Here is a 17,713-nt window from a genome sequence, read left to right as displayed (position 1 = left end):
TCCAATGGCGGCGCGCGGCCGATTGGTCGATCGTAGTCCCTGGTGACGGGCGCGGAACCCGCCGTGTGGACACGTCCACATCCCGGACCGCCCGGTCCGTCGCCCGGGTGGCCGTTCGCGCGTCCCCTCCCGCACCGGCGGGCGGAAGCGTACGATCGCTCGTCGGGAGCAGGAGGCGGCGGGACACCGCGGTGACCGACGCTCCGAGACTGTTGGTGGGGTGCGCTCATGTCGCGACGTCTGGTCAGCCTGACGCTGGACACCCTGGAGGACCTTCCCCGATCCTGCCGGCGGTGCGTCTACTGGGAGCTGGATCCGGTCTCCGCCGAGCGGGCCTGCGCGGCCGGCGATCCCGGTCTGGAGAAGGAGGCCTGGGTCTCCCAGACGCTGCTGGAGTGGGGCTCCTGCGGCAAGTTGGTCTACGTCGACGGCATGCCGGCCGGTTTCGTCATGTACGCCCCGCCGGCGTACGTTCCGCGTTCGATGGCGTTTCCCACCTCGCCGGTCTCGGCGGACGCGGCGCTGCTGACGACCGCGCACGTGGTGCCCGCGTTCGCCGACGGCGGCCTGGGCCGGATGCTGGTGCAGGGTGTGGCCCGGGATCTCACCAAGCGTGGCATCAAGGCGATCGAGGCGTTCGGCGACGCCAAGTTCGGCGACGAGCCGGACGGCCCGGCCCGGGCCTGCGTCGCGCCGGCCGACTTCTTCCTCTCGGTGGGCTTCAAGACGGTCCGCCCGCACCCGCGCTACCCCCGCCTGCGGCTGGAGCTGCGCACGGCGCTGAGCTGGAAGTCCGACGTCGAGTACGCGTTGGAGAAGCTGCTCGGCTCGATGAGCCCGGAGACGCTGCTGCGTCCGGTGCGCCCGGCGCCGGCCACCCGCTCGACGAGCTGACCGGCTCAGTCGACGACGGTGCCGGCGGCCACTATCGCCCGCAGCTCGCTCACGTCGATCGAGCCGGTCGGCACGTCCCGTTCGATCGGCAGGTACATCCGCTGCACCCCGGCCACGATCGCCTCGACCACCCGGTCGCGGAAGCGCGGGTCGATCAGCCGGCCCCGGTCGGCCGGGGAGGTCAGGTAGCCCACCTCGACGCGGACCGCGGGCATCCGGGTGAGCCGGAGCAGGTCCCACGCCTTGGCGTGGGTGCGGCAGTCGCGCAGGCCGGTGCGGGCCACGATCTCCCGCTGCACCAGCCCGGCCAGGCGCTCCCCGGTGGCCGAGGTGACGCCGTTGTCGGTGCCGTAGTGGTAGGTGGCGACGCCGTCGGCCTCCGGGTTGGCGTGCCCGTCGGTGTGCAGCGAGATGAACACGTCCGCGCCGAGCGAGTTGGCGAGCTGGGCCCGGTCCGCGTCCGGCAGGCAGGTCGGGGACGACGGGCCCCGGGTCAGCTGCACCCGCACGCCGGCCGCCGCGAGTCGCCCCTCCAGCCGGCTGGCGAGGTCGTGCACGAGGTCCGCCTCGGTCCAGCGCAGCGTGCCGTCGGGCACCACCACGCCGGGGTCGGCGCCGCCGTGGCCCGGGTCGATCACCACGGTCCGGCCGACCAGCGCCGGCCCGGCCTGGCGGATGGCGTCGGACTCGCGCAGCCACTGCGGGCGCCCGCCGACCACCTTGCGGCCGAGCCGGCGCAGCGCGTTGACGGTGTGCGGACCGCAGGCGCCGTCCGGCTTCAACCCCATCTCGCGCTGGAACTGGGCCACCGCGCGGGAGGTGCGGATGCCGTAGATGGCGTCGGCGCGGCCCACGTCGTACCCCATCTCCAACAGGCGTTCCTGGAGTGAGCGGACGTCCTCGCCGGTCAGCGGCTCGCCGACCGCGTGGTAGAGCGCGCGGGCGCCGAACCGCCAGCGGGCCGCGTCCAGCGCCCGCCAGGTCTCCGCGCCCACCCGCCCGTCGACGCTGAGGCCGCGGGACTGCTGGAAGGCGCGGACCGCGCGTTCCGTGGCGGCGTCGTAGTCGTCGGCGCGACCGTTCGTGGGCAGGAGGTCCAGGCCGGCGAGGACGGTACGGATCTCGGCCACCGCGGGGCCCCGGTCACCGGGTCGGATCGGACGCACGACGACCCCCTCTGCGGTGGAACTCCGACGGACGCCTACGGAGCGTACCGTGGTCGGTTACCCGTCGGGTTCGTGTTCGGGCAGGTCAGGAACGCCGGAGCCCCCGTCACCCGGGCGGGGTGACGGGGGCTCCGAACGGTGTCGGGTCGGGTCAGAGCGCCGACTCGATGAGCTTGACCAGCTCGCCCTTCGGCTTGGCGCCGGCGATCGACTGGACCGGCTCGCCGTTCTTGAAGATGGTCAGCGTCGGCACGGACATCACCCGGTAGGCGCGCGCCGTCTCGGGGTTCTCGTCGATGTTGAGCTTGACGATGGTGACCTGGTCACTCATCTCGCCCGCGATCTCCTCCAGCAGCGGCGAGACCTTGCGGCACGGACCGCACCACTCCGCCCAGAAGTCGACCAGGACCGGCTTGTCGGACTTCAGTACGTCGCTCGCGAAGCTCGCATCCGTGACCGCCTTGGTGGCTCCCACTATGAACCCCTCCTTCTCGTGAAAATTCTCAGCCCTGCAGGGTGGCGATGAACCGCTCGGCGTCCAGCGCGGCCGCACATCCGGTGCCGGCCGCCGTGATGGCCTGCCGGTAGGTGTGGTCGACCACGTCGCCGGCGGCGAACACGCCCGGCACGTTGGTGCGGGTGCTCGGCGCCTGCACCTTCACGTAACCCTCGTCGTCCAGCTCGACCTGGTCGCGGAACAGCTCGCTGCGCGGGTCGTGGCCGATCGCCACGAACACGCCGGTGACGTCGAGCACCTTGCTCTGGCCGGTGTGCACGTTCCGCACCCGTACGCCGCTGACCTTGCCGTCGTCGCCGAGAATCTCCTCGACCGTGGAGTTCCACTCCACCTTGATCTTCTCGTTGCCCAGCGCCCGCTCGGCCATGATCTTGCTGGCCCGGAACGAGTCGCGGCGGTGGATGATCGTCACCGACTCGGCGAAGCGGGTGAGGAAGCTCGCCTCCTCCATGGCCGAGTCGCCGCCGCCGACCACCACGATGTGCTGGTTGCGGAAGAAGAAGCCGTCACAGGTGGCGCAGGACGACACGCCGTGACCCAGGTATTCCTGCTCGCCCGGCACGCCCAGCGGTCGCCACGCCGAGCCGGTGGAGAGGATGACGGCGCGGGCCCGGTAGGCGGTCTCGCCCACCCAGACCGTGCTCACCGCGTCGGAACCGATCTCGCCGGTGTCCTTCAGCTCGACCCGGGTCACGTCGTCGGTGAGGAACTCGGCACCGAACCGCTCGGCCTGCTTGCGCATGTTGTCCATCAGCTCGGGGCCGAGGATGCCGTCCGCGAAGCCGGGGAAGTTCTCCACCTCGGTGGTGGTCATCAGCGCGCCACCGGACTGCACGCCCTCGATCACCAGCGGCTTGAGGTTGGCGCGCGCGGCGTAGACCGCCGCGGTGTAACCGGCCGGCCCGGAGCCGATGATGATCAGGTTGCGGACCTCGTCCACTGCCGTCTCCCGATGTGTGTGTTCGTCACCGGTGCGCACCGATGTCGATCCCTAGTGCCGACCGCTCAGCGGCGTCGGCGCCTGACTTCCAGAACGTCATCGTACGAAGCGGGGATTCCCGAGCCGGTCATCCGGTGGGTCACGTCACGTGGCGGGACAGGCCCGCTGACCGCGGTTTCACCCTACCCGCGTGCGGAACCGGGTGTCGGCGCCGGACCCGGGTACGCCGCATTCCGGCCCGCTCACCCAGCCCCAGCGGGCACCGCCGGCGTCCGAGAACGTCACCACCAGCGCCGGGCTGCCCTGGAACCGGGCGTAGTCGACCAGGTCGACGGTGAGCGGCGCCGTGCCGTGCTCGGCGCCGATCGCGGTCAGGCAGGCGGCCAGCGCCTCGGGTCGGGCGAGCCGCTCCAGCCCGCCCAGGGCGCTCAGGCGGCTCTTGTCGGCGGACAGGGGGGTCTCCCGACCACTGCCCGCCGCGCCCGACGGCCCGGCCAAGTCCGGCCGGTTCGACGCCGCCGCGGGAACCCGGCCGAGGCGCTCCGGGGTCCAGTCCGTGCCGCTGCGCACGGCCGGTCCGGTGGTCCGGTACGGCATGCCGGCCGCCGGCGCCGCCTCACGGGCCGGCCGGTCGGCCGTGCCGCCGTCCCCACCCGTGTCGGCCAGCCGGCCGACACCGAGGCCCACCGCGGCCACCGAGGCCGCGGCGAGCGCCACCGGTCCGGCGAGTCGGGCCCAGCGCCGGGAGCGTCGCCCCGGCCCGGTGTGCCGGTCGGGGCGGGCGGCCGTGCCGGGTGGGCGGGTCGCCCGGCCGGGCTGTGCCGGGACGCCGGCCGGCGCCGTCTCCCGGCCGGCGGGCACGTGGTCGGCGGCCGGGGCGGGACCGGCGCCGGCGAGCGCGGCCGCGATCCGGTCGGCCACCGCCGCCGGCAGCTCCGGCGCGGGCGCCGAGGCCCAGTCGGCCAGGTCGGCGTGCACCAGGTGCAGCGCACCGGCCAGGGTCGCGTACGCCTCGCGCCAGGCCGGGTCCTGCTCGACCAGCCGGGCCACGGTCGCCTGCTCGGGGGTGCCGTCCAGCGCCCCGCCGAGGTAGTCGGCGAGGAGGTCGTGGTCGACCTCGCTGAACTTCCGCGAACTCACGGCTCCTCCTGGCTGGCGTCCGGCCGGGTGAGTCCCGACGAGGATCCGACGCCCTCGGGCGGCCGGCGGTTCCCTGCGGTGACCCGGGGCACGTCCACGGCGCCGTCGGCCCCGGTACGCAGGTGCCCCAGCAGCACGGCGAGCCGTGCCCGGCCGCGGGCGCACCGGCTCTTCACCGTCCCCTCGGCGACGCCGAGGATCCGGGCCACCTCGGCCACCGGATAGCCCTGCACGTCCACCAGGACCAGCGCGGCCCGCTGCTCCGCCGGCAGGGCCGCGAGCGCCTGCCGGACCACGAGCGCGGTGTCGTGGTCGGGGGCGGGCGCGGTCGGTTCCACCCCACCGGTGTGGCGTCCCGGCTCCCCGTCGGTGTGCACCCCGTCGGGGAGCGGGACGGTGGCATGGGTCTGGCGCCGTCGCATCCGGTCCAGGCAGGCGTTCACCACGATCCGGTGCAGCCAGGTGGTGACCGCCGAGTCGCCCCGGAAACGGGCCGCGGCGCGGTGCGCCGACAGCATCGCGTCCTGGAGCGCGTCGGCCGCGTCCTCGCGGTCGCCGATCGTCCGCAGGGCCACCGCCCAGAGGCGGTCGCGGTGGCGGTGGAACAGCTCGGTGAACGCGTCCCGGTCGCCCGCGACGTGGGCCCGGAGCAGCTCCAGGTCGGAGCCGGCCGGCGGGCCGTCGCCGGTCGCCGACCCGCGGCTCACGAGCCCTGGACCGTGATCTCCTGGACCCCGATCTTCCAGCCGCTGCCGTCGTCCTTCTTCGGCAGCTCGGTGATCCAGAAGAGGAGGTACTGGTATTTCTGGGCCGGGTCGAACCCGTTGAAAATCATCTTGGTGCCGTCGTGATCCTCGAACGGCTGCCCGATCACTGTGGGGTACGCCGCGACGAGGTCCTTGTCGCCCTTGGAGGTGGACGGGAACTCACCGTTGGTGCCGGCGCGCAGCTCGGCCGAGGCGCCGGTGGAGGAGAGCGTGGCCTGGAGCGACTTGACCGTGTGCGGGGCGCCCAGGTCGATCCAGACACCCATGCCCTTCTTCAGGCCGCCGAACTTGCCGTTGTTCCGGTAGGTCTGGGTCTCCCAGCCCTCGTCGTCGCTGCCGTCGATGACCTTCTCGGCGTCCCGCACCTCGGCGCGGTCCCCGCTCTCCGGGTCGATGATCCGGACGTCGGACACGGTGAGCTTGCGGACCGGCGCGGCGACCTCGCTGCTGCCGCCCGTGGCGGGGGTGCTGCTGGTCGGCTGGGCCACCGGCTCCTTGTCGCCGTCGTCGCCACCACTGCCGAGCACGCTGATCCCGACGAGCAACCCGACCAGCGCCACCACCAGCAGGCCGGCGATGCCCAGGGCGACCTTGCGCCCGCCGGCCGCGGCCAGCGGGGACGACGGCTCCTCGCCGGGGTCGGCGGTGAAGCGCAGCGGGCCGGCCTGCTCCAGGAACTGCTCGTCGGCCGGGATGTCGAGCCGGCTCAGCTCGGCCGACAGCACGTCCGACGAGGGCGGGGCGATCTCCGGGTCGAGCAGGTCCATGGTGAGGTCGTCCAGGTACGCCGGGACCCCGGCGCGCACCTGCCGGGGCGCGGCGATGCTGCCGCTGGCGTCCCGGACGGCGTCCGGGAGGGCGGCCCGGCCGTGCCCGGCGGTGGCGCCGTGCAGCGGCGCCTCACCGTGCGGCCAGTGCCCGGTCAGCGCGAAGTAGAGCACCCCGCCGACGGCCCGCAGGTCGTTCTCCTGGCTGTCCGCCCCGTCGGTGCGCGCGTCGGCCAGCACCACCCGGCCGTCGTCGCTGATCATCACCGTGCCGGGGTGGAGGTTGCCGTGCACCATGCCGGTGGCGTGCACCGCGGCCAGGGCGCTGGCGACGGCGTTGCCGATCGCGGTCGCGCGGGCCGGGTCCAGCGGGCCGTCGGCGGCGACCATCTCGCGCAGCGACTGGCCGTCCACCCACTCGCGGACCACGTAGGCCCGGTCGTCCTCGTCGATGGCGTCGTAGACGCCGACCAGGTTGGGGTGGATGACCCGGCTGGCCGCGACCGCGGCCTCGAGCATCTCGGTGGCGGAGTCGCCGCCGGGGTAGCGGAGGACCACCGCGACGGGCCGGCGCAGCACCACGTCGACACCGCGCCAGACCAGCCGGCCGGCACTGTCGTTGTTGATGTGCTCGACCAGTTCGTAGCGCTCGGCGAGGAGCTCACCGACCGTGGGAGCACCGAGGGTCACGACCGGGGGTGAGGTTTCCTCCGCTTCCTGACCCTCGCCGACCTGGGTCACCCGTCCTCCCTCGGTGATCGTGTCGATCGATGGACCCGTGCTGCTGGGCATGTGGCTTCCCGCTCTGGCTTCGGTGGAACCGGCACGGTCGGCGTCGACGCCCACGTCGACGCCGGACGTACCCGTCGAGAGCGACCTTACCCGGGATGCCCGGTTCTCCGACATGTCATCTTCCCGCTGTCGCCGACGGGAAGCCAGTCACCGCGGACACGCACCGCCAATCTAGAGGTTGGCGGCAAGTGATCGGCGGAGGGGCGTACCGGTGTGGCGTGCCGGCGGTTTCCCCGTCCCGGCCTGGGCACCCTCGTCCTAACGGTTGGTTGTCCACAGGCCGAGAGGCCCATTGGACGGCGGAATCCCGAGTTATCCACAGCCGTATCCCCAGGCTGGTGATCCTCGTTCACCGTCGGTCACCGGGGGGCGCTCAGCGCCCGAGCCGCCGTCGCACCATGCCGACCACCTCGGTGATCTCACCGATCCGCAGCAGCATGGCCAGCCCGAGGTACGTCCCGCCGATCGCCGCGCCGCCCACCACCAGCTGAACCGCCGCGGCCAGCCGGCTCAGGCCCGCCGGTTCGCCGGGGAGGACCGCGACCACGAGCACCCCGACGAGCGCGGCGCCCAGCGCGGCCACCACGACCCGACCGAGCGTGCCCATGATCCGGCCCAGCCCGATCCGGCCCACCCGGGGTCGCAGCAACATCGCCGAGATGACCGCCGCGGCCAGGTAGGACACCGCGTTGCCGAGCATCATCCCGGCCGCCGCGAACGTGTTCGAGAAGAGGAGGAAGAGGCCCACCTGGAGCAGCACCCGCAGGATCACCACCGGGATGTTGATCAGCGCCGGGGTGCGGGTGTCCGGCAGCGCGTAGAACGCGAACGTGAAGAGCTGGCTGACCGCGAACGGCACCAGGCCGAGCGCCGCGACCAGCAGCACCGTCGAGGTGGCCACCGCGTTGTCGCCGTCGAAGGCGCCGTAGCGGAACACCACCACGGAGATCGGCCCGGCCAGGACCGCGTAGCAGACCGCGATCGGGGCCAGCACCGCGGTGACCATCCGGGTGCCGCGGGACAGGTCGGCGGTGACGTCACCGAACCGGCCCTCGGCGGCGGCCGCGCTCATCCGGGGCATCAGCGCGGTGATGATCGAGACCGCGATGATGCCGTGCGCCATCATCAGCAGCAGGAACACGTTGTTGTAGATCAGCAGGCCGGCGTTCTTGCCACCGGCGGCGCGGGTGAGCAGGTTGACCACCACGAAGAGACCGAGCTGGTTGACCCCGACGTAGCAGAACATCCAGCCGCCGAGCCGGGCCAGCTCGGCGAGGCCGAGCGCGCGGAAGTCGAACCGCCACTTCCACCGGAAGTCGACCTTGCGTAGCGCCGGCAGCAGGCCGGCCGTCTGGACCGCGACGCCGAGCAGCGTGCCGCCGCCGATCAGCAGGATCCGTTCCCAGCTCATCTCGCCGGGCTGGATGATCTTGGCGCCGAAGACCGCGATGTAGAGCGCGCAGACGCCGATGACCACCAGGTTGTTCAGGATCGGCGCCCACATCGGCGCGGCGAAGTGCCCGCGGGTGTTCAGCACCGCGGCGATCAACGCGCTCACGCCGGTGAAGAACAGCATCGGCAACATCAGGTACGACAGGCCGGTGACGAGATTCTGGTAGTTCTCGTCCTTGCCGCCCGCGTAGATGGCGGTCAGCACCGGCGCCCCGACCATGGCGATCAGCGCGACGGCGGCCAGCGCCAGCACGGCCAGCGTGAGCAGCCGCTGGGAGTACGCCTCGCCCCGGTCCGGGTCGGCCTTGCGCCGCCGGACCAGCACCGGGATCAGCACGCTGGTGAGCACGCCGCCGAGCAGGAACTCGTACACCTGGTTCGGCAGGAAGATCGCGGTGGTGAACGCGTCACCGACCAGCGCGCCGCCCAGCGCCGCGCCGATCATCAGGTTGCGGATGAAGCCGGTGCCGCGGCTGACCAGGCTGCCGATCGCCATCACCGCGCTGTTCGCCGCGGCGCTGGTCTCGGCGACCACCTCCGGCGGCGGGGCGACCGCCTCGACGCCCGGCTGGTTCAGCGGTTCCGCCGAGATGAAGGTCGCGCCGTCGTCCGGCGGCAGGCCGCCGTCGTGCGCGTTCGCGCTGCGGTAGAGCCCGCCGCCGCTCATCTCACAGCCTCCCAGGGGATGCGTCGGAACCGGGCCCCGACGGCCCCGCACCACCGGAACCTTAGTCAACCTCGGCCGGTTACCCGCGCCCGGCGCGGTCGATCCACCCTCGGCCCGCTAGGCTGGCGATCCCATGTCCGAAGCTTCCGCCTCCGCCGCCGATCGCCGTGAGCTGACCGCCGCGCAGCGCAACGCCGTCGCCGAACTGCTCCGCGTCTCCCCGGTCGCCGACGAGCTGGGTCAGCGCTTTGCCCGTGCCGGTCACGAACTGCACCTGGTGGGCGGATCGGTGCGGGACGCGCTGCTCGGCCGGCTCGGCAACGACCTCGACTTCTGCACCGACGCCCACCCGGACCAGACCGTGAAGATCATCCGGGGCTGGGCCGAGTCGATCTGGGAGACCGGACGCGAGTTCGGCACCATCGCCTGCCAGCGCGACGGCCTCAACCTGGAGATCACCACGTTCCGCGCCGAGGTCTACGACCAGGTGAGCCGGAACCCGGTGGTGCAGTACGGCACCAACCTGACCGAGGACCTGAAGCGTCGCGACTTCACCGTCAACGCGATGGCGGTGAGCCTTCCCGACCACCGGTTCACCGACCCGTACGGCGGTCTGGACGACCTCGCCGCCAAGGTCATCCGTACGCCCGGCACGCCGCAGGAGTCGTTCCGCGACGACCCCCTGCGGATGCTGCGCGCGGCCCGGTTCGCCGCCCAGCTCCGCTTCGCCGTCCACCCCGACGTCCGCGCGGCGATGGCCCGGATGGCGGCCGACCTCGACCGGATCACCGCCGAGCGGATCCGGGACGAGTTCACCAAGCTGCTGTGCGGGGCCGACCCGGTCACCGGGCTGCGCCTGCTTGTCGACACCGGCCTGGCCGAGCGTTTCCTGCCGGAGCTGACCGGTCTCAAGCTCACCATCGACGAGCATGCCCAGCACAAGGACGTCTACGAGCACACGCTCACCGTGGTCCTCAACGCCATGTCGATGGAGTCCGACGGCTGCGACTTCGTGCTGCGGATGGCCGCGCTGATGCACGACGTCGGCAAGCCGGGCACCAAGGCGGTCGGCTCGGACGGCCGGGTCAGCTTCCACCACCACGAGGTGGTCGGGGCCCGGCTCACCAAGGCCCGGATGAAGGCGCTGCGCTACCCCAAGGACGTCACCTCCCAGGTGGTCAAGCTGGTCGGGCTGCACCTGCGCTTCTACGGGTACGGCCGGGGCGAGTGGACCGACTCGGCGGTCCGCCGGTACGTCACCGACGCCGGTGACCTGCTGTCCCGGCTGCACAAGTTGACCCGTTCCGACTGCACCACCCGCAACCGGCGCAAGGCGGCCCAGCTCGCGGCCGACTACGACGCGCTGGAGGAGCGGATCGCCCGGATCGCCGCCGAGGAGGACCTGGCCCGGGTCCGGCCCGACCTGGACGGCAACGCGATCATGGAGCTGCTCGGCGTGCCGCCGGGCCCGGTGGTCGGCCGCGCCTGGGCGTACCTCAAGGAGCTGCGCCTGGAGCGCGGGCCGCTGGACCGGGACGAGGCCGAGGCCGAGCTGCTGCGGTGGGCGCGCGGCGAGGGCATCGTCGGCTGATCCGCCGGCCGAGAAAAAGCGACGACGATACGCCGGCGTGTCGACCGAACGGTTGACGCGTTCCGGTCGATCTCTCCCGCATGATGTTGGTCATCGCCAGCCCCCCGGATCGTCGGGCGCGGCTGTCCTGATCTCATCCGCCCGTCCGATCCGGACGGTCGCTGGACACGGGGAGACAATTCGGTGTCACGTCCCGGCGCGCTGCGCCGCTCCGCGCTGGTGGGGCTCGCCCTCACCTCCGCCACCTCGATCATCTGCGCCGCTACCGGTGGTGCCGCCCTGGCCGGCCCGCCCGACCAGGAGCGCGCCCCGGTGCGGGGCGCCGACACCGCCGAGGCGGTGCCCGGCCGCTACGTCGTCGTCCTCAAGGACGGCAAGGCCAGCCCGGCCCGGGTGAAGTCCGCCGCGTCCGCCCTCGCCGGCGAGCACGGCGGATCCGTCCGCCGGGTCTTCGACAAGGCGCTGCGCGGCTACTCCGCCAGCATGGACCGCCGGCAGGCCGAGCGCCTCGCCGCCGATCCCGACGTCGCGTACGTCCAACAGGTCCAGCGCTGGACGGCCACCGGCACCCAGAGCACCCCGCCCTGGGGGTTGGACCGGATCGACCAGCTCAAGCCGAAGACCGACGGCCGGTACACCTACCCGGCGACCGGCGCCGGGGTGACCGCGTACGTCATCGACACCGGCATCGACATCGACCACCAGGACTTCGGTGGCCGGGCCAGCTACGGCTACGACGCGGTCGAGTCCGACGACGTCGCGCAGGACTGCGACGGGCACGGCACGCACGTCGCCGGCACCATCGGCGGAACCACGTACGGCGTCGCCAAGGAGGTGAAGCTGGTCGCCGTCCGGGTGCTCGACTGCGAGGGCGGCGGCACCACCGAGCAGGTGCTGGCCGGCATCGACTGGGTCACCGCGCACGCCACCGGGCCGTCCGTGGCCAACATGAGCCTCGGCTTCGGCGGCATCGACCGGGCGGTCGACGACGCGGTCGCCCGGTCCATCGCCTCCGGAATCACCTACGCGGTCGCGGCCGGCAACAGCATGGAGGACGCCTGCGGGGCGTCGCCGGCGAACGTGCCGGCCGCCATCACCGTCGGCGCCACCGACCGGGTCGACTTCCGGGCCTGGTTCTCCAACTACGGCCGCTGCCTGGACACGTTCGCACCGGGCACCGGCATCCTCTCGGCGAAGGCCGGCACCAGCGCCGGATCGACGGCGATGAGCGGCACCTCGATGGCGTCCCCGCACGTGGCGGGCGCCGCCGCGCTGCTGCTCGACGCGCACCCGACGTGGACGCCGCAGCAGGTGCGCGACTCGATCGTCACCACCGGCATCGGTGGCGCGGTGCACGACACCATGGGTTCGCTCGACCGGCTCCTGCACATCGGCACCGTCGCCACGGCCCGCGGCGCGTACGGGCTCAAGGCCCGCAACAACGGCCGCTACGTCACCGCGGACAGCGCCGGCGCGAAGCCGCTGGTCGCCCGCGGCACCACCCTCGGCGCCTGGGAGAAGTACGACGTGGTCGACGCCGGTGGCGGCCTGTACGGCCTGCGCGCCCGGATCACCAACAAGTTCGTCACGGCGGAGAGCGCCGGCGCGAAGCCGCTGATCGCCCGCTCGGCCACCATCGGCGCCTGGGAGAAGTTCTCCATCGTCGACAACACCGACGGCACCGTCAGCTTCAAGGCGGCGGTGAACGGGAAGTACGTCACCGCGCCGAGCACCACCTCGCCGCTGATCGCCAGCAAGACCAGCATCGGCACCGCCGAGAAGTTCGACTTCGACGCCACCGCGCCGGTCGTCGGCATCAAGGCGGTGGCCGGCGGCAAGTTCGTCACGGCGGAGAGCGCCGGCGCGAAGCCGCTGGTCGCCCGCTCGACGAGCGTGGGTGCCTGGGAGAAGTACGAGGTCGTCAGCGTCGGTGAGGGCTACTTCGGCCTGAAGGCACTGGTCAACGGCAAGTACGTGACCGCGGAGAGCGCGGGCGCGAAGCCGCTGATCGCCCGCTCCACCGCGATCGGCGACTGGGAGGTCTTCGACTTCCTCGACTACAACGCCGACGGCTCGGTCTATCTGCGGGCGAACGCCAACGGCAAGGCGGTCACCGCCGGTAGCACCGGGGCGAGCGCGCTCATCGCCGGCCGCACCATCGACTGGAACAGTGAGACCCTCGGTCTGGGCGCCGGCGAGAAGTTCATCTTCGCGGCACTCTGACCCGCATCACCGCACGGCGCCCGCCGACTCCCCGCGAGGGGAACCGGCGGGCGCCGTCGTCGTCACGGGGTGACCGTGCTGCCGTCCACCGTGGCCTTGCTGTTGGTGTGCGCGCTGCCCAGCCGAGCGAGCAGCCCGGCCAGGTCGATGCCGGTCAGGTCGCTGCCGAGCTGGAGCCCCTGGGCGACGTTGCCGGCCACCGACTTGGTCAGCGACGAGGCGCCGTCGGTGGAGATGACGGTCATCTTGTCGATCGCGCCGATCGGGGCGCTCGCCGCGCCGACCACCTCGGGCAGCACCTTGACCAACAGGTCCAGCACGGCGGCCTCGCCGTACGCGGCGAACGCCTCGGCCTTGCGGGCCATCGCGTCGGCCTCCGCCTGCCCCTTGGCCAGGATGGCCGCGGCCTCGGCCTGGCCCTCCCGCTCGACCGCCTCGGCGATCGCGGACCGGCGGCGCTGCTCGGCCTCACCCTCCTTGGCGCCCTCGATCGCGTTCGCCTCGGCCAGCGCGGCGCGGCGGGCCCGCTCGCCCTCACCGGTGAGCCGGGACTGCTCGGCGATGGCCTGGGCGGCGGCGATGGTGGCCTGCCGCTCGGCGTCGGCGCGCAGCACCGCCGCGTTGCGGGCCGCCTCGGCCTCCTGCTCCACCTTGTACCGCTGCGCGTCGGCCGGCTTGCGGACCTCGGTGTCGAGCTGGCGCTGCTTCAGCTCGGCGTTGCGCTCGGCCACCTTCTGCTGCTCGGAGAGGATCGCCTGGTCGCGCTCGGCCTGGGCGAGCGGACCGGCCGCGGCCGACTTCGCCTTCGCCGCGTCGATCTCGGCCTGGATGCCGGCCTGCTTGAGCGACAGGTTCCGGTTCGCCTCGGCGATCGCCTCCTCGGCGAGCAGCCGCTCCTGCTCGGCGGCCTGCCGGGCCCGGGCCTCGGCGATGGCCGCGTCCTTGAGCACCCGGGCGGCCTCGGGGCGGCCGAGGTCGGCCAGGTACGACCCCTCGGCCAGGATGTCCTGGAGCTGGAACGTGTCCAGCACCAGGCCCTGGTTGGTCATCGAGTGCTCGGCCTCCTCGGCCACCGCGCTGGCGAACGCGGCCCGGTCCCGGATGACCTCCTCGACGGTGAGCCGGCCGACGATCGAGCGCAGCGCGCCGGCCAGCACCTCCCGGGTGAAGTTGTCGATCTCGTCCTGCTGGTGCAGGAAGCGCTGGGCGGCGGCCCGGATCGCGTCCTCGGTGCCGCCGACCTTGACGATCGCGACGCCGTGCAGGTCGGCGCGGATGCCCTGCTTGCTCACCGCACCCCGGATGCCGACGTCGATGCGCCGGCTGGACAGGTCGAGCGACTGGAGCTTCTGCACCACCGGCAGCACGAAGACCGAGGCGCCGAGCACGACCTTCTGGCCGGACATGTCGGTGGAGCGGATGCCGTCGGCGGTCTGGGTGGTCCGGCCCTTGCGGCCGGTGACGATGAACGCCTCGTTCGGCCCGGCCACCTTGATCCGGGAGAGCACGAAGAACACGAGCAGGACGGCGAGGAGGACCGCGCCGCCGATGGCGACGAGCAGGGGCATGGGGGTTCCCGTCTGTGCGGAGGGATCAGTAGGTCTCGACGTGCACGCTGGTCTCGCTGAGCGCTTCGACCACGAAGATCCGGGCGCCGACCGGGATCGGCCGGTCGGACCGGGCGTTGAGCTTGACCGGCTGGCCGGCGAGGCGTACCCGGACCTCGCCGTAGCCGCCGCTGGGGATCGGGGTCACCACCAGGCCGATCGCGCCGGCCAGATGGTCCCGGGTGGGGGTGGGGTCGGTGCGCATGTCGCGGGCCGCGCGGCTCAGCCGGGCCGCCAGCCAGCCGGTGGGCACGGCGGCGAGCACGCCGCCGGCCGCCGCCACCGCGATCATCCCGGGGGTACGCGCCCCGAGCATCTCGTTGACGATCGCGCCGCCGAACCCGAGCGCGCCGATGAACCCGGCGACCGCCTCCAGCGACACCGGCCCGTCGACGTCCGGATGGCCGAGGTGCAGCACTCCCGAGCCGAGCAGGGCGAGCGTCAGCACCCCGACACCCACTCCGCCGATGATCAGGAAAATGAGCGTCCCCGTGGTCACGACCTGCACGGTAGCGGCACGGCGCAAGGTCCACCGCGCTGAGCGGGCACTCAGTGCGGCGCGATCGTCACCTCAAAGTCGACCAGTTGCCTCGGCAGCGGCTGGCGGACGAGTTCCCGGCCGGTGGTGTCGGCGAGCACGAAGTCGCCCGCCCCGAACGGCCGGCGGTAGAGCAGCCGGTCGCCGGTGACCCAGACGACGTCGGCGCTGGGCAGCGGATTCACCACCCGGCCGGTCGCGGTCTCCACCAGCAGCGGCTCCCGATGACCCTGGACGACCACCAGCGTGCCGTCCGGTGACCAGGCGTCCGGGCCGACCGGCCCGCCCGGCAGGTCGATCAGGCGGGTGGGCCGGCCGTCGTCGACCGACAGAAGCTGCACGCCCTTGGCGAGATCCCGGGGCCATGCCTCCGACTTCTGCCGGCTCAGCGTCAACGCGACCGCCCGGCCGTCCGGCATCCAGGTGAATTCGCACGCGTCGGCGCAGGGCCACCCGAGCAGGCCGACCGGATGGGTCTTCTTCCGGCCGTCCCGGTCCAGCACGATGAAACCGAAGTGGTCGACCTGACTGGTGGTGAACAGCAGCCGCCGGCCGTCCGGCGACCAGCGCGGCACGGAGAGCGCGCGGCCCACCTCGTACCAGCGGGTCTTGCCGCCGGCCAGGTCGAACAGGCCGATGTCCCGGGGTCGGTCGTCGTCCCGGACCGCGACGAGGGAGCCGGTCGGCGCCGGGTAGATGCCGTCGTACTTGTCGGTGGCGAAGTAGCGTCCGCGTCCACGGTCGAGCAGGAACCCGCTGCCGGAGCCACCCATCACCTGGGCGCGGGTGACCACCCACTCGCCGGGCAGCACCAGCGGCCGCTCCACCCAGTCCGCGCCGGGTTCGGCCCGCAGCACCGGCGAGGGGGTGGCGGTGACCGCCGGTGTCGGGGGCGTGGTGGGCGGCGGGGTGGCGTGGGGGCGCAGCAGCACGAACGGCAGCGTCACCGCCACCACCGCGACCAGCGCGGCGGCCGTCGCGGTGACGCGCCGGCGGCGACGCAGCCGTCGACCCTGCCCGATCGCCCGTAGTGCCAGGTCCGGCGCGGGCGCGGCGCCGTCGGCCAGCTCGCGTACGGCCCTCCGGAGCGTCTCGTCCAGCGACGTGCTCATCGGGTCACCTCCGCCCGGGTGGTCAGCTCGTCGAGTGCCGGCACCAGTTGCCGCAGCCGGGCCAGCGCCTTGGCGCTCTGGCTGGCCACCGTGCCGGGCCGGCAGCCGAGCAGCGTGGCGGTCTGCTCGACGCTCAGGTCCTCCAGGTAGCGCAGCGTCAGCACCGCGCGTTGGCGGGGTGGCAGCGCCCGCAGCGCGTCCCGCAGCAGCAGTCGCAGGTCGCTGTCGTCACCGGCCGCCGGCCGCTCCGGCAGGTCCGCAACCGGCACCTCCGCGCGCCGCGCCCGCCGCCGCCAGCCGGAGACCTGGTCGTGGTAGAGGATCCGTTTCACGTACGGCTCCGCGTCGCCGCGGATCCGGGGCCAGCGGGCGTACGCCTTGGCCAGCGCGTTCTGGAGCAGATCCTCCGCCGCGTGCTGGTTACCGGCCAACGCGTACGCGACCCGCAGCAGGACCGCCCCCCGCTCGTTGACGAACGCGGTGAACTCGCCGTCGACCTCCGCCACCGTCCACCTCCGTGTCTCAGACGCGCGGCACGGGGAAAACTTTGCCCGCCGCGCGACAATGGGTGGCATGCGCTGGACCGTGCTCGACTCGCCGATCGGGGAGTTCTCCGTCGGCACCGACGCCGACGCCGTACGCGGCACGCATTTCGGCCGGGTGGCGTCGGCCGTCGAGGAGCCCGGTGACGACCTCGCCCGGCGGGCCGTGGCCGAGCTGCGGGCCTACTTCGCCGGTGAGCTGACCGAGTTCGGCGTCCCGGTGTCGGTGCCGCGGGGCTCGGAGTTCGAGCGGGCGGTCTGGCGGGAGATGACCCGCATCCCCTACGGCGGGACGATCACCTACGGCGAGGTGGCGCGGGCGCTCGGTGAGCCGGGCGCGGCCCGGGCGGTGGGGGTGGCGTGCAACCGCAACCCGGTGCCGGTGATCGTGCCCTGTCACCGGATCGTCGGCGCGGGCGGCAAGCTGGTCGGCTTCGGCGGCGGGCTGCCGCGCAAGGTGACACTGCTGGAGCTGGAGGCGGCCGTAGCCCTGCGCCGCGCCTGGTCCTGACCCCTCCTCCCCCCACCCCACCCCTCGCAGGAGTGATCAAGGAGTTTGCGTCGGAGTCGATCTCCGCTGGCGACGCGAACTCCTTGATCACCGTCGACTCACACCCGGCTGGATCGGGGAGGGCGAGCGGGGAAGTGGTCGCGCGGGCACCTGGGGCATGGGTGGAACGCTATGGGTGTCTGCGGGGCGTTGAGGCACCCATGCTGTTCCACTCGTGGGCACGGTGGGGCATGGGTGGAACGCTATGGGTGTCTGCGGGGCCTTGACGCACCCATGGCGTTCCACTCGCGGGCCGAGTGGTGAGGACGTTGAGGCCAATCATCGACCGCAGGGGTCGAGGTGTAGGGCGGCCCGCACTAGGCCGGCGGGTGGGGGCGATGACCTACGACGGCTGGTGCTGGCTCGATGTCTACCAACTCGACGCGAGGGGCGACGCGGTCGACCGTCGGACGATCTTCGTGCGCCGGCGGGGCTCAGCACGCCACGA

Annotated in this window: 15 protein-coding genes; 4 read left to right on the top strand and 11 right to left on the bottom strand. The window is 72.9% G+C overall.

Annotated elements, in window-relative coordinates; genetic code table 11:
• The first annotated feature begins 228 nt into the window (after positions 1–228).
• A complete protein-coding gene (locus ACH495_RS00790; protein WP_396855698.1) occupies positions 229–894 on the top strand; it encodes a GNAT family N-acetyltransferase in 666 nt (221 codons plus the stop codon).
• A 5-nt stretch (positions 895–899) separates the two neighbouring features.
• Here the strand turns inward: ACH495_RS00790 and ACH495_RS00785 are convergent, their stop codons facing one another.
• The 7 genes from ACH495_RS00785 to murJ all read right to left on the bottom strand — a co-directional run bounded on the left by ACH495_RS00785 (position 900) and on the right by murJ (position 9,102).
• On the bottom strand, positions 900–2,060 hold the full coding sequence (locus ACH495_RS00785) for an N-acetylmuramoyl-L-alanine amidase (protein WP_396855697.1): 1,161 nt from the start codon (positions 2,058–2,060) through the stop codon (positions 900–902).
• A 151-nt stretch (positions 2,061–2,211) separates the two neighbouring features.
• The gene (trxA, locus tag ACH495_RS00780; RefSeq protein ID WP_107161985.1) at positions 2,212–2,535 is read right to left on the bottom strand and encodes a thioredoxin; all 324 of its coding nucleotides are present in this window, start codon (positions 2,533–2,535) and stop codon (positions 2,212–2,214) included.
• Positions 2,536–2,563: 28 nt separating this feature from the next.
• The gene (trxB, locus tag ACH495_RS00775) at positions 2,564–3,517 is read right to left on the bottom strand and encodes a thioredoxin-disulfide reductase (RefSeq protein ID WP_396856482.1); all 954 of its coding nucleotides are present in this window, start codon (positions 3,515–3,517) and stop codon (positions 2,564–2,566) included.
• Positions 3,518–3,694: 177 nt separating this feature from the next.
• Positions 3,695–4,657, bottom strand: a complete 963-nt coding sequence (locus ACH495_RS00770) for a hypothetical protein (RefSeq protein ID WP_396855696.1) — start codon at positions 4,655–4,657, stop codon at positions 3,695–3,697.
• Complete coding sequence (gene sigM, locus ACH495_RS00765; RefSeq protein ID WP_396855695.1) at positions 4,654–5,364, bottom strand: RNA polymerase sigma factor SigM; 711 nt, start codon at positions 5,362–5,364, stop codon at positions 4,654–4,656. Before sigM ends, ACH495_RS00770 begins: the two co-directional genes overlap by 4 nt.
• Positions 5,361–6,983 carry a protein kinase family protein gene (locus ACH495_RS00760; RefSeq protein WP_396855694.1) on the bottom strand — a complete coding sequence of 541 codons (1,623 nt, stop codon included), beginning with the start codon at positions 6,981–6,983 and terminating at the stop codon, positions 5,361–5,363. The genes sigM and ACH495_RS00760 overlap by 4 nt, the downstream gene beginning before the upstream one ends.
• A 373-nt stretch (positions 6,984–7,356) precedes the next feature.
• Positions 7,357–9,102: a murein biosynthesis integral membrane protein MurJ gene (gene murJ / locus ACH495_RS00755; RefSeq protein WP_396855693.1), complete on the bottom strand. Its 1,746-nt coding sequence runs from the start codon at positions 9,100–9,102 to the stop codon at positions 7,357–7,359.
• A 133-nt stretch (positions 9,103–9,235) separates the two neighbouring features.
• Between murJ and ACH495_RS00750 the strand changes: the two genes are divergently transcribed.
• A complete protein-coding gene (locus ACH495_RS00750; protein ID WP_396855692.1) occupies positions 9,236–10,693 on the top strand; it encodes a CCA tRNA nucleotidyltransferase in 1,458 nt (485 codons plus the stop codon).
• Between the two features lie 183 nt (positions 10,694–10,876).
• Positions 10,877–12,916, top strand: coding sequence for a S8 family serine peptidase (locus ACH495_RS00745; protein ID WP_396855691.1), 2,040 nt, complete (start codon positions 10,877–10,879; stop codon positions 12,914–12,916).
• Between the two features lie 62 nt (positions 12,917–12,978).
• Here ACH495_RS00745 and ACH495_RS00740 read toward each other — a convergent pair whose 3' ends face one another.
• The 4 genes from ACH495_RS00740 to ACH495_RS00725 are packed head-to-tail and all read right to left on the bottom strand — an operon-like array spanning position 12,979 to position 16,679.
• Positions 12,979–14,484, bottom strand: coding sequence for a flotillin family protein (locus ACH495_RS00740; protein WP_396855690.1), 1,506 nt, complete (start codon positions 14,482–14,484; stop codon positions 12,979–12,981).
• Between the two features lie 25 nt (positions 14,485–14,509).
• Positions 14,510–15,031: a hypothetical protein gene (locus ACH495_RS00735; RefSeq protein ID WP_396855689.1), complete on the bottom strand. Its 522-nt coding sequence runs from the start codon at positions 15,029–15,031 to the stop codon at positions 14,510–14,512.
• 41 nt (positions 15,032–15,072) lie between these two features.
• Positions 15,073–16,173 carry a TolB family protein gene (locus ACH495_RS00730; RefSeq protein ID WP_396855688.1) on the bottom strand — a complete coding sequence of 367 codons (1,101 nt, stop codon included), beginning with the start codon at positions 16,171–16,173 and terminating at the stop codon, positions 15,073–15,075.
• Positions 16,170–16,679, bottom strand: coding sequence for a SigE family RNA polymerase sigma factor (locus ACH495_RS00725; RefSeq protein ID WP_396855687.1), 510 nt, complete (start codon positions 16,677–16,679; stop codon positions 16,170–16,172). The genes ACH495_RS00730 and ACH495_RS00725 overlap by 4 nt, the downstream gene beginning before the upstream one ends.
• A 67-nt stretch (positions 16,680–16,746) precedes the next feature.
• Here ACH495_RS00725 and ACH495_RS00720 point away from each other — a divergent pair, with 67 nt between their 5' ends.
• Entirely contained in the window at positions 16,747–17,226 is a 480-nt protein-coding gene (locus ACH495_RS00720; RefSeq protein ID WP_396855686.1) for a methylated-DNA--[protein]-cysteine S-methyltransferase, read from the top strand.
• The last annotated feature ends 487 nt before the right edge of the window (positions 17,227–17,713 follow it).

Source organism: Micromonospora sp. NPDC018662 (assembly GCF_044391475.1).
Taxonomy (GTDB): Bacteria; Actinomycetota; Actinomycetes; order Mycobacteriales; family Micromonosporaceae; genus Micromonospora.
This window is presented reverse-complemented; position numbering and strand designations above follow the sequence as displayed.

Excerpts from the sequence above, each read along its gene's own strand:
- ACH495_RS00750 (WP_396855692.1), top strand. The coding sequence starts at position 9,236 with ATGTCCGAAGCTTCCGCCTCCGCCGCCGATCGCCGTGAGCTGACCGCC.
- ACH495_RS00790 (WP_396855698.1), top strand. The coding sequence starts at position 229 with ATGTCGCGACGTCTGGTCAGCCTGACGCTGGACACCCTGGAGGACCTT.
- ACH495_RS00760 (WP_396855694.1), bottom strand. The coding sequence starts at position 6,983 with ATGCCCAGCAGCACGGGTCCATCGATCGACACGATCACCGAGGGAGGA.
- ACH495_RS00730 (WP_396855688.1), bottom strand. The coding sequence starts at position 16,173 with ATGAGCACGTCGCTGGACGAGACGCTCCGGAGGGCCGTACGCGAGCTG.
- ACH495_RS00740 (WP_396855690.1), bottom strand. The coding sequence starts at position 14,484 with ATGCCCCTGCTCGTCGCCATCGGCGGCGCGGTCCTCCTCGCCGTCCTG.
- ACH495_RS00720 (WP_396855686.1), top strand. The coding sequence starts at position 16,747 with ATGCGCTGGACCGTGCTCGACTCGCCGATCGGGGAGTTCTCCGTCGGC.
- murJ (WP_396855693.1), bottom strand. The coding sequence starts at position 9,102 with ATGAGCGGCGGCGGGCTCTACCGCAGCGCGAACGCGCACGACGGCGGC.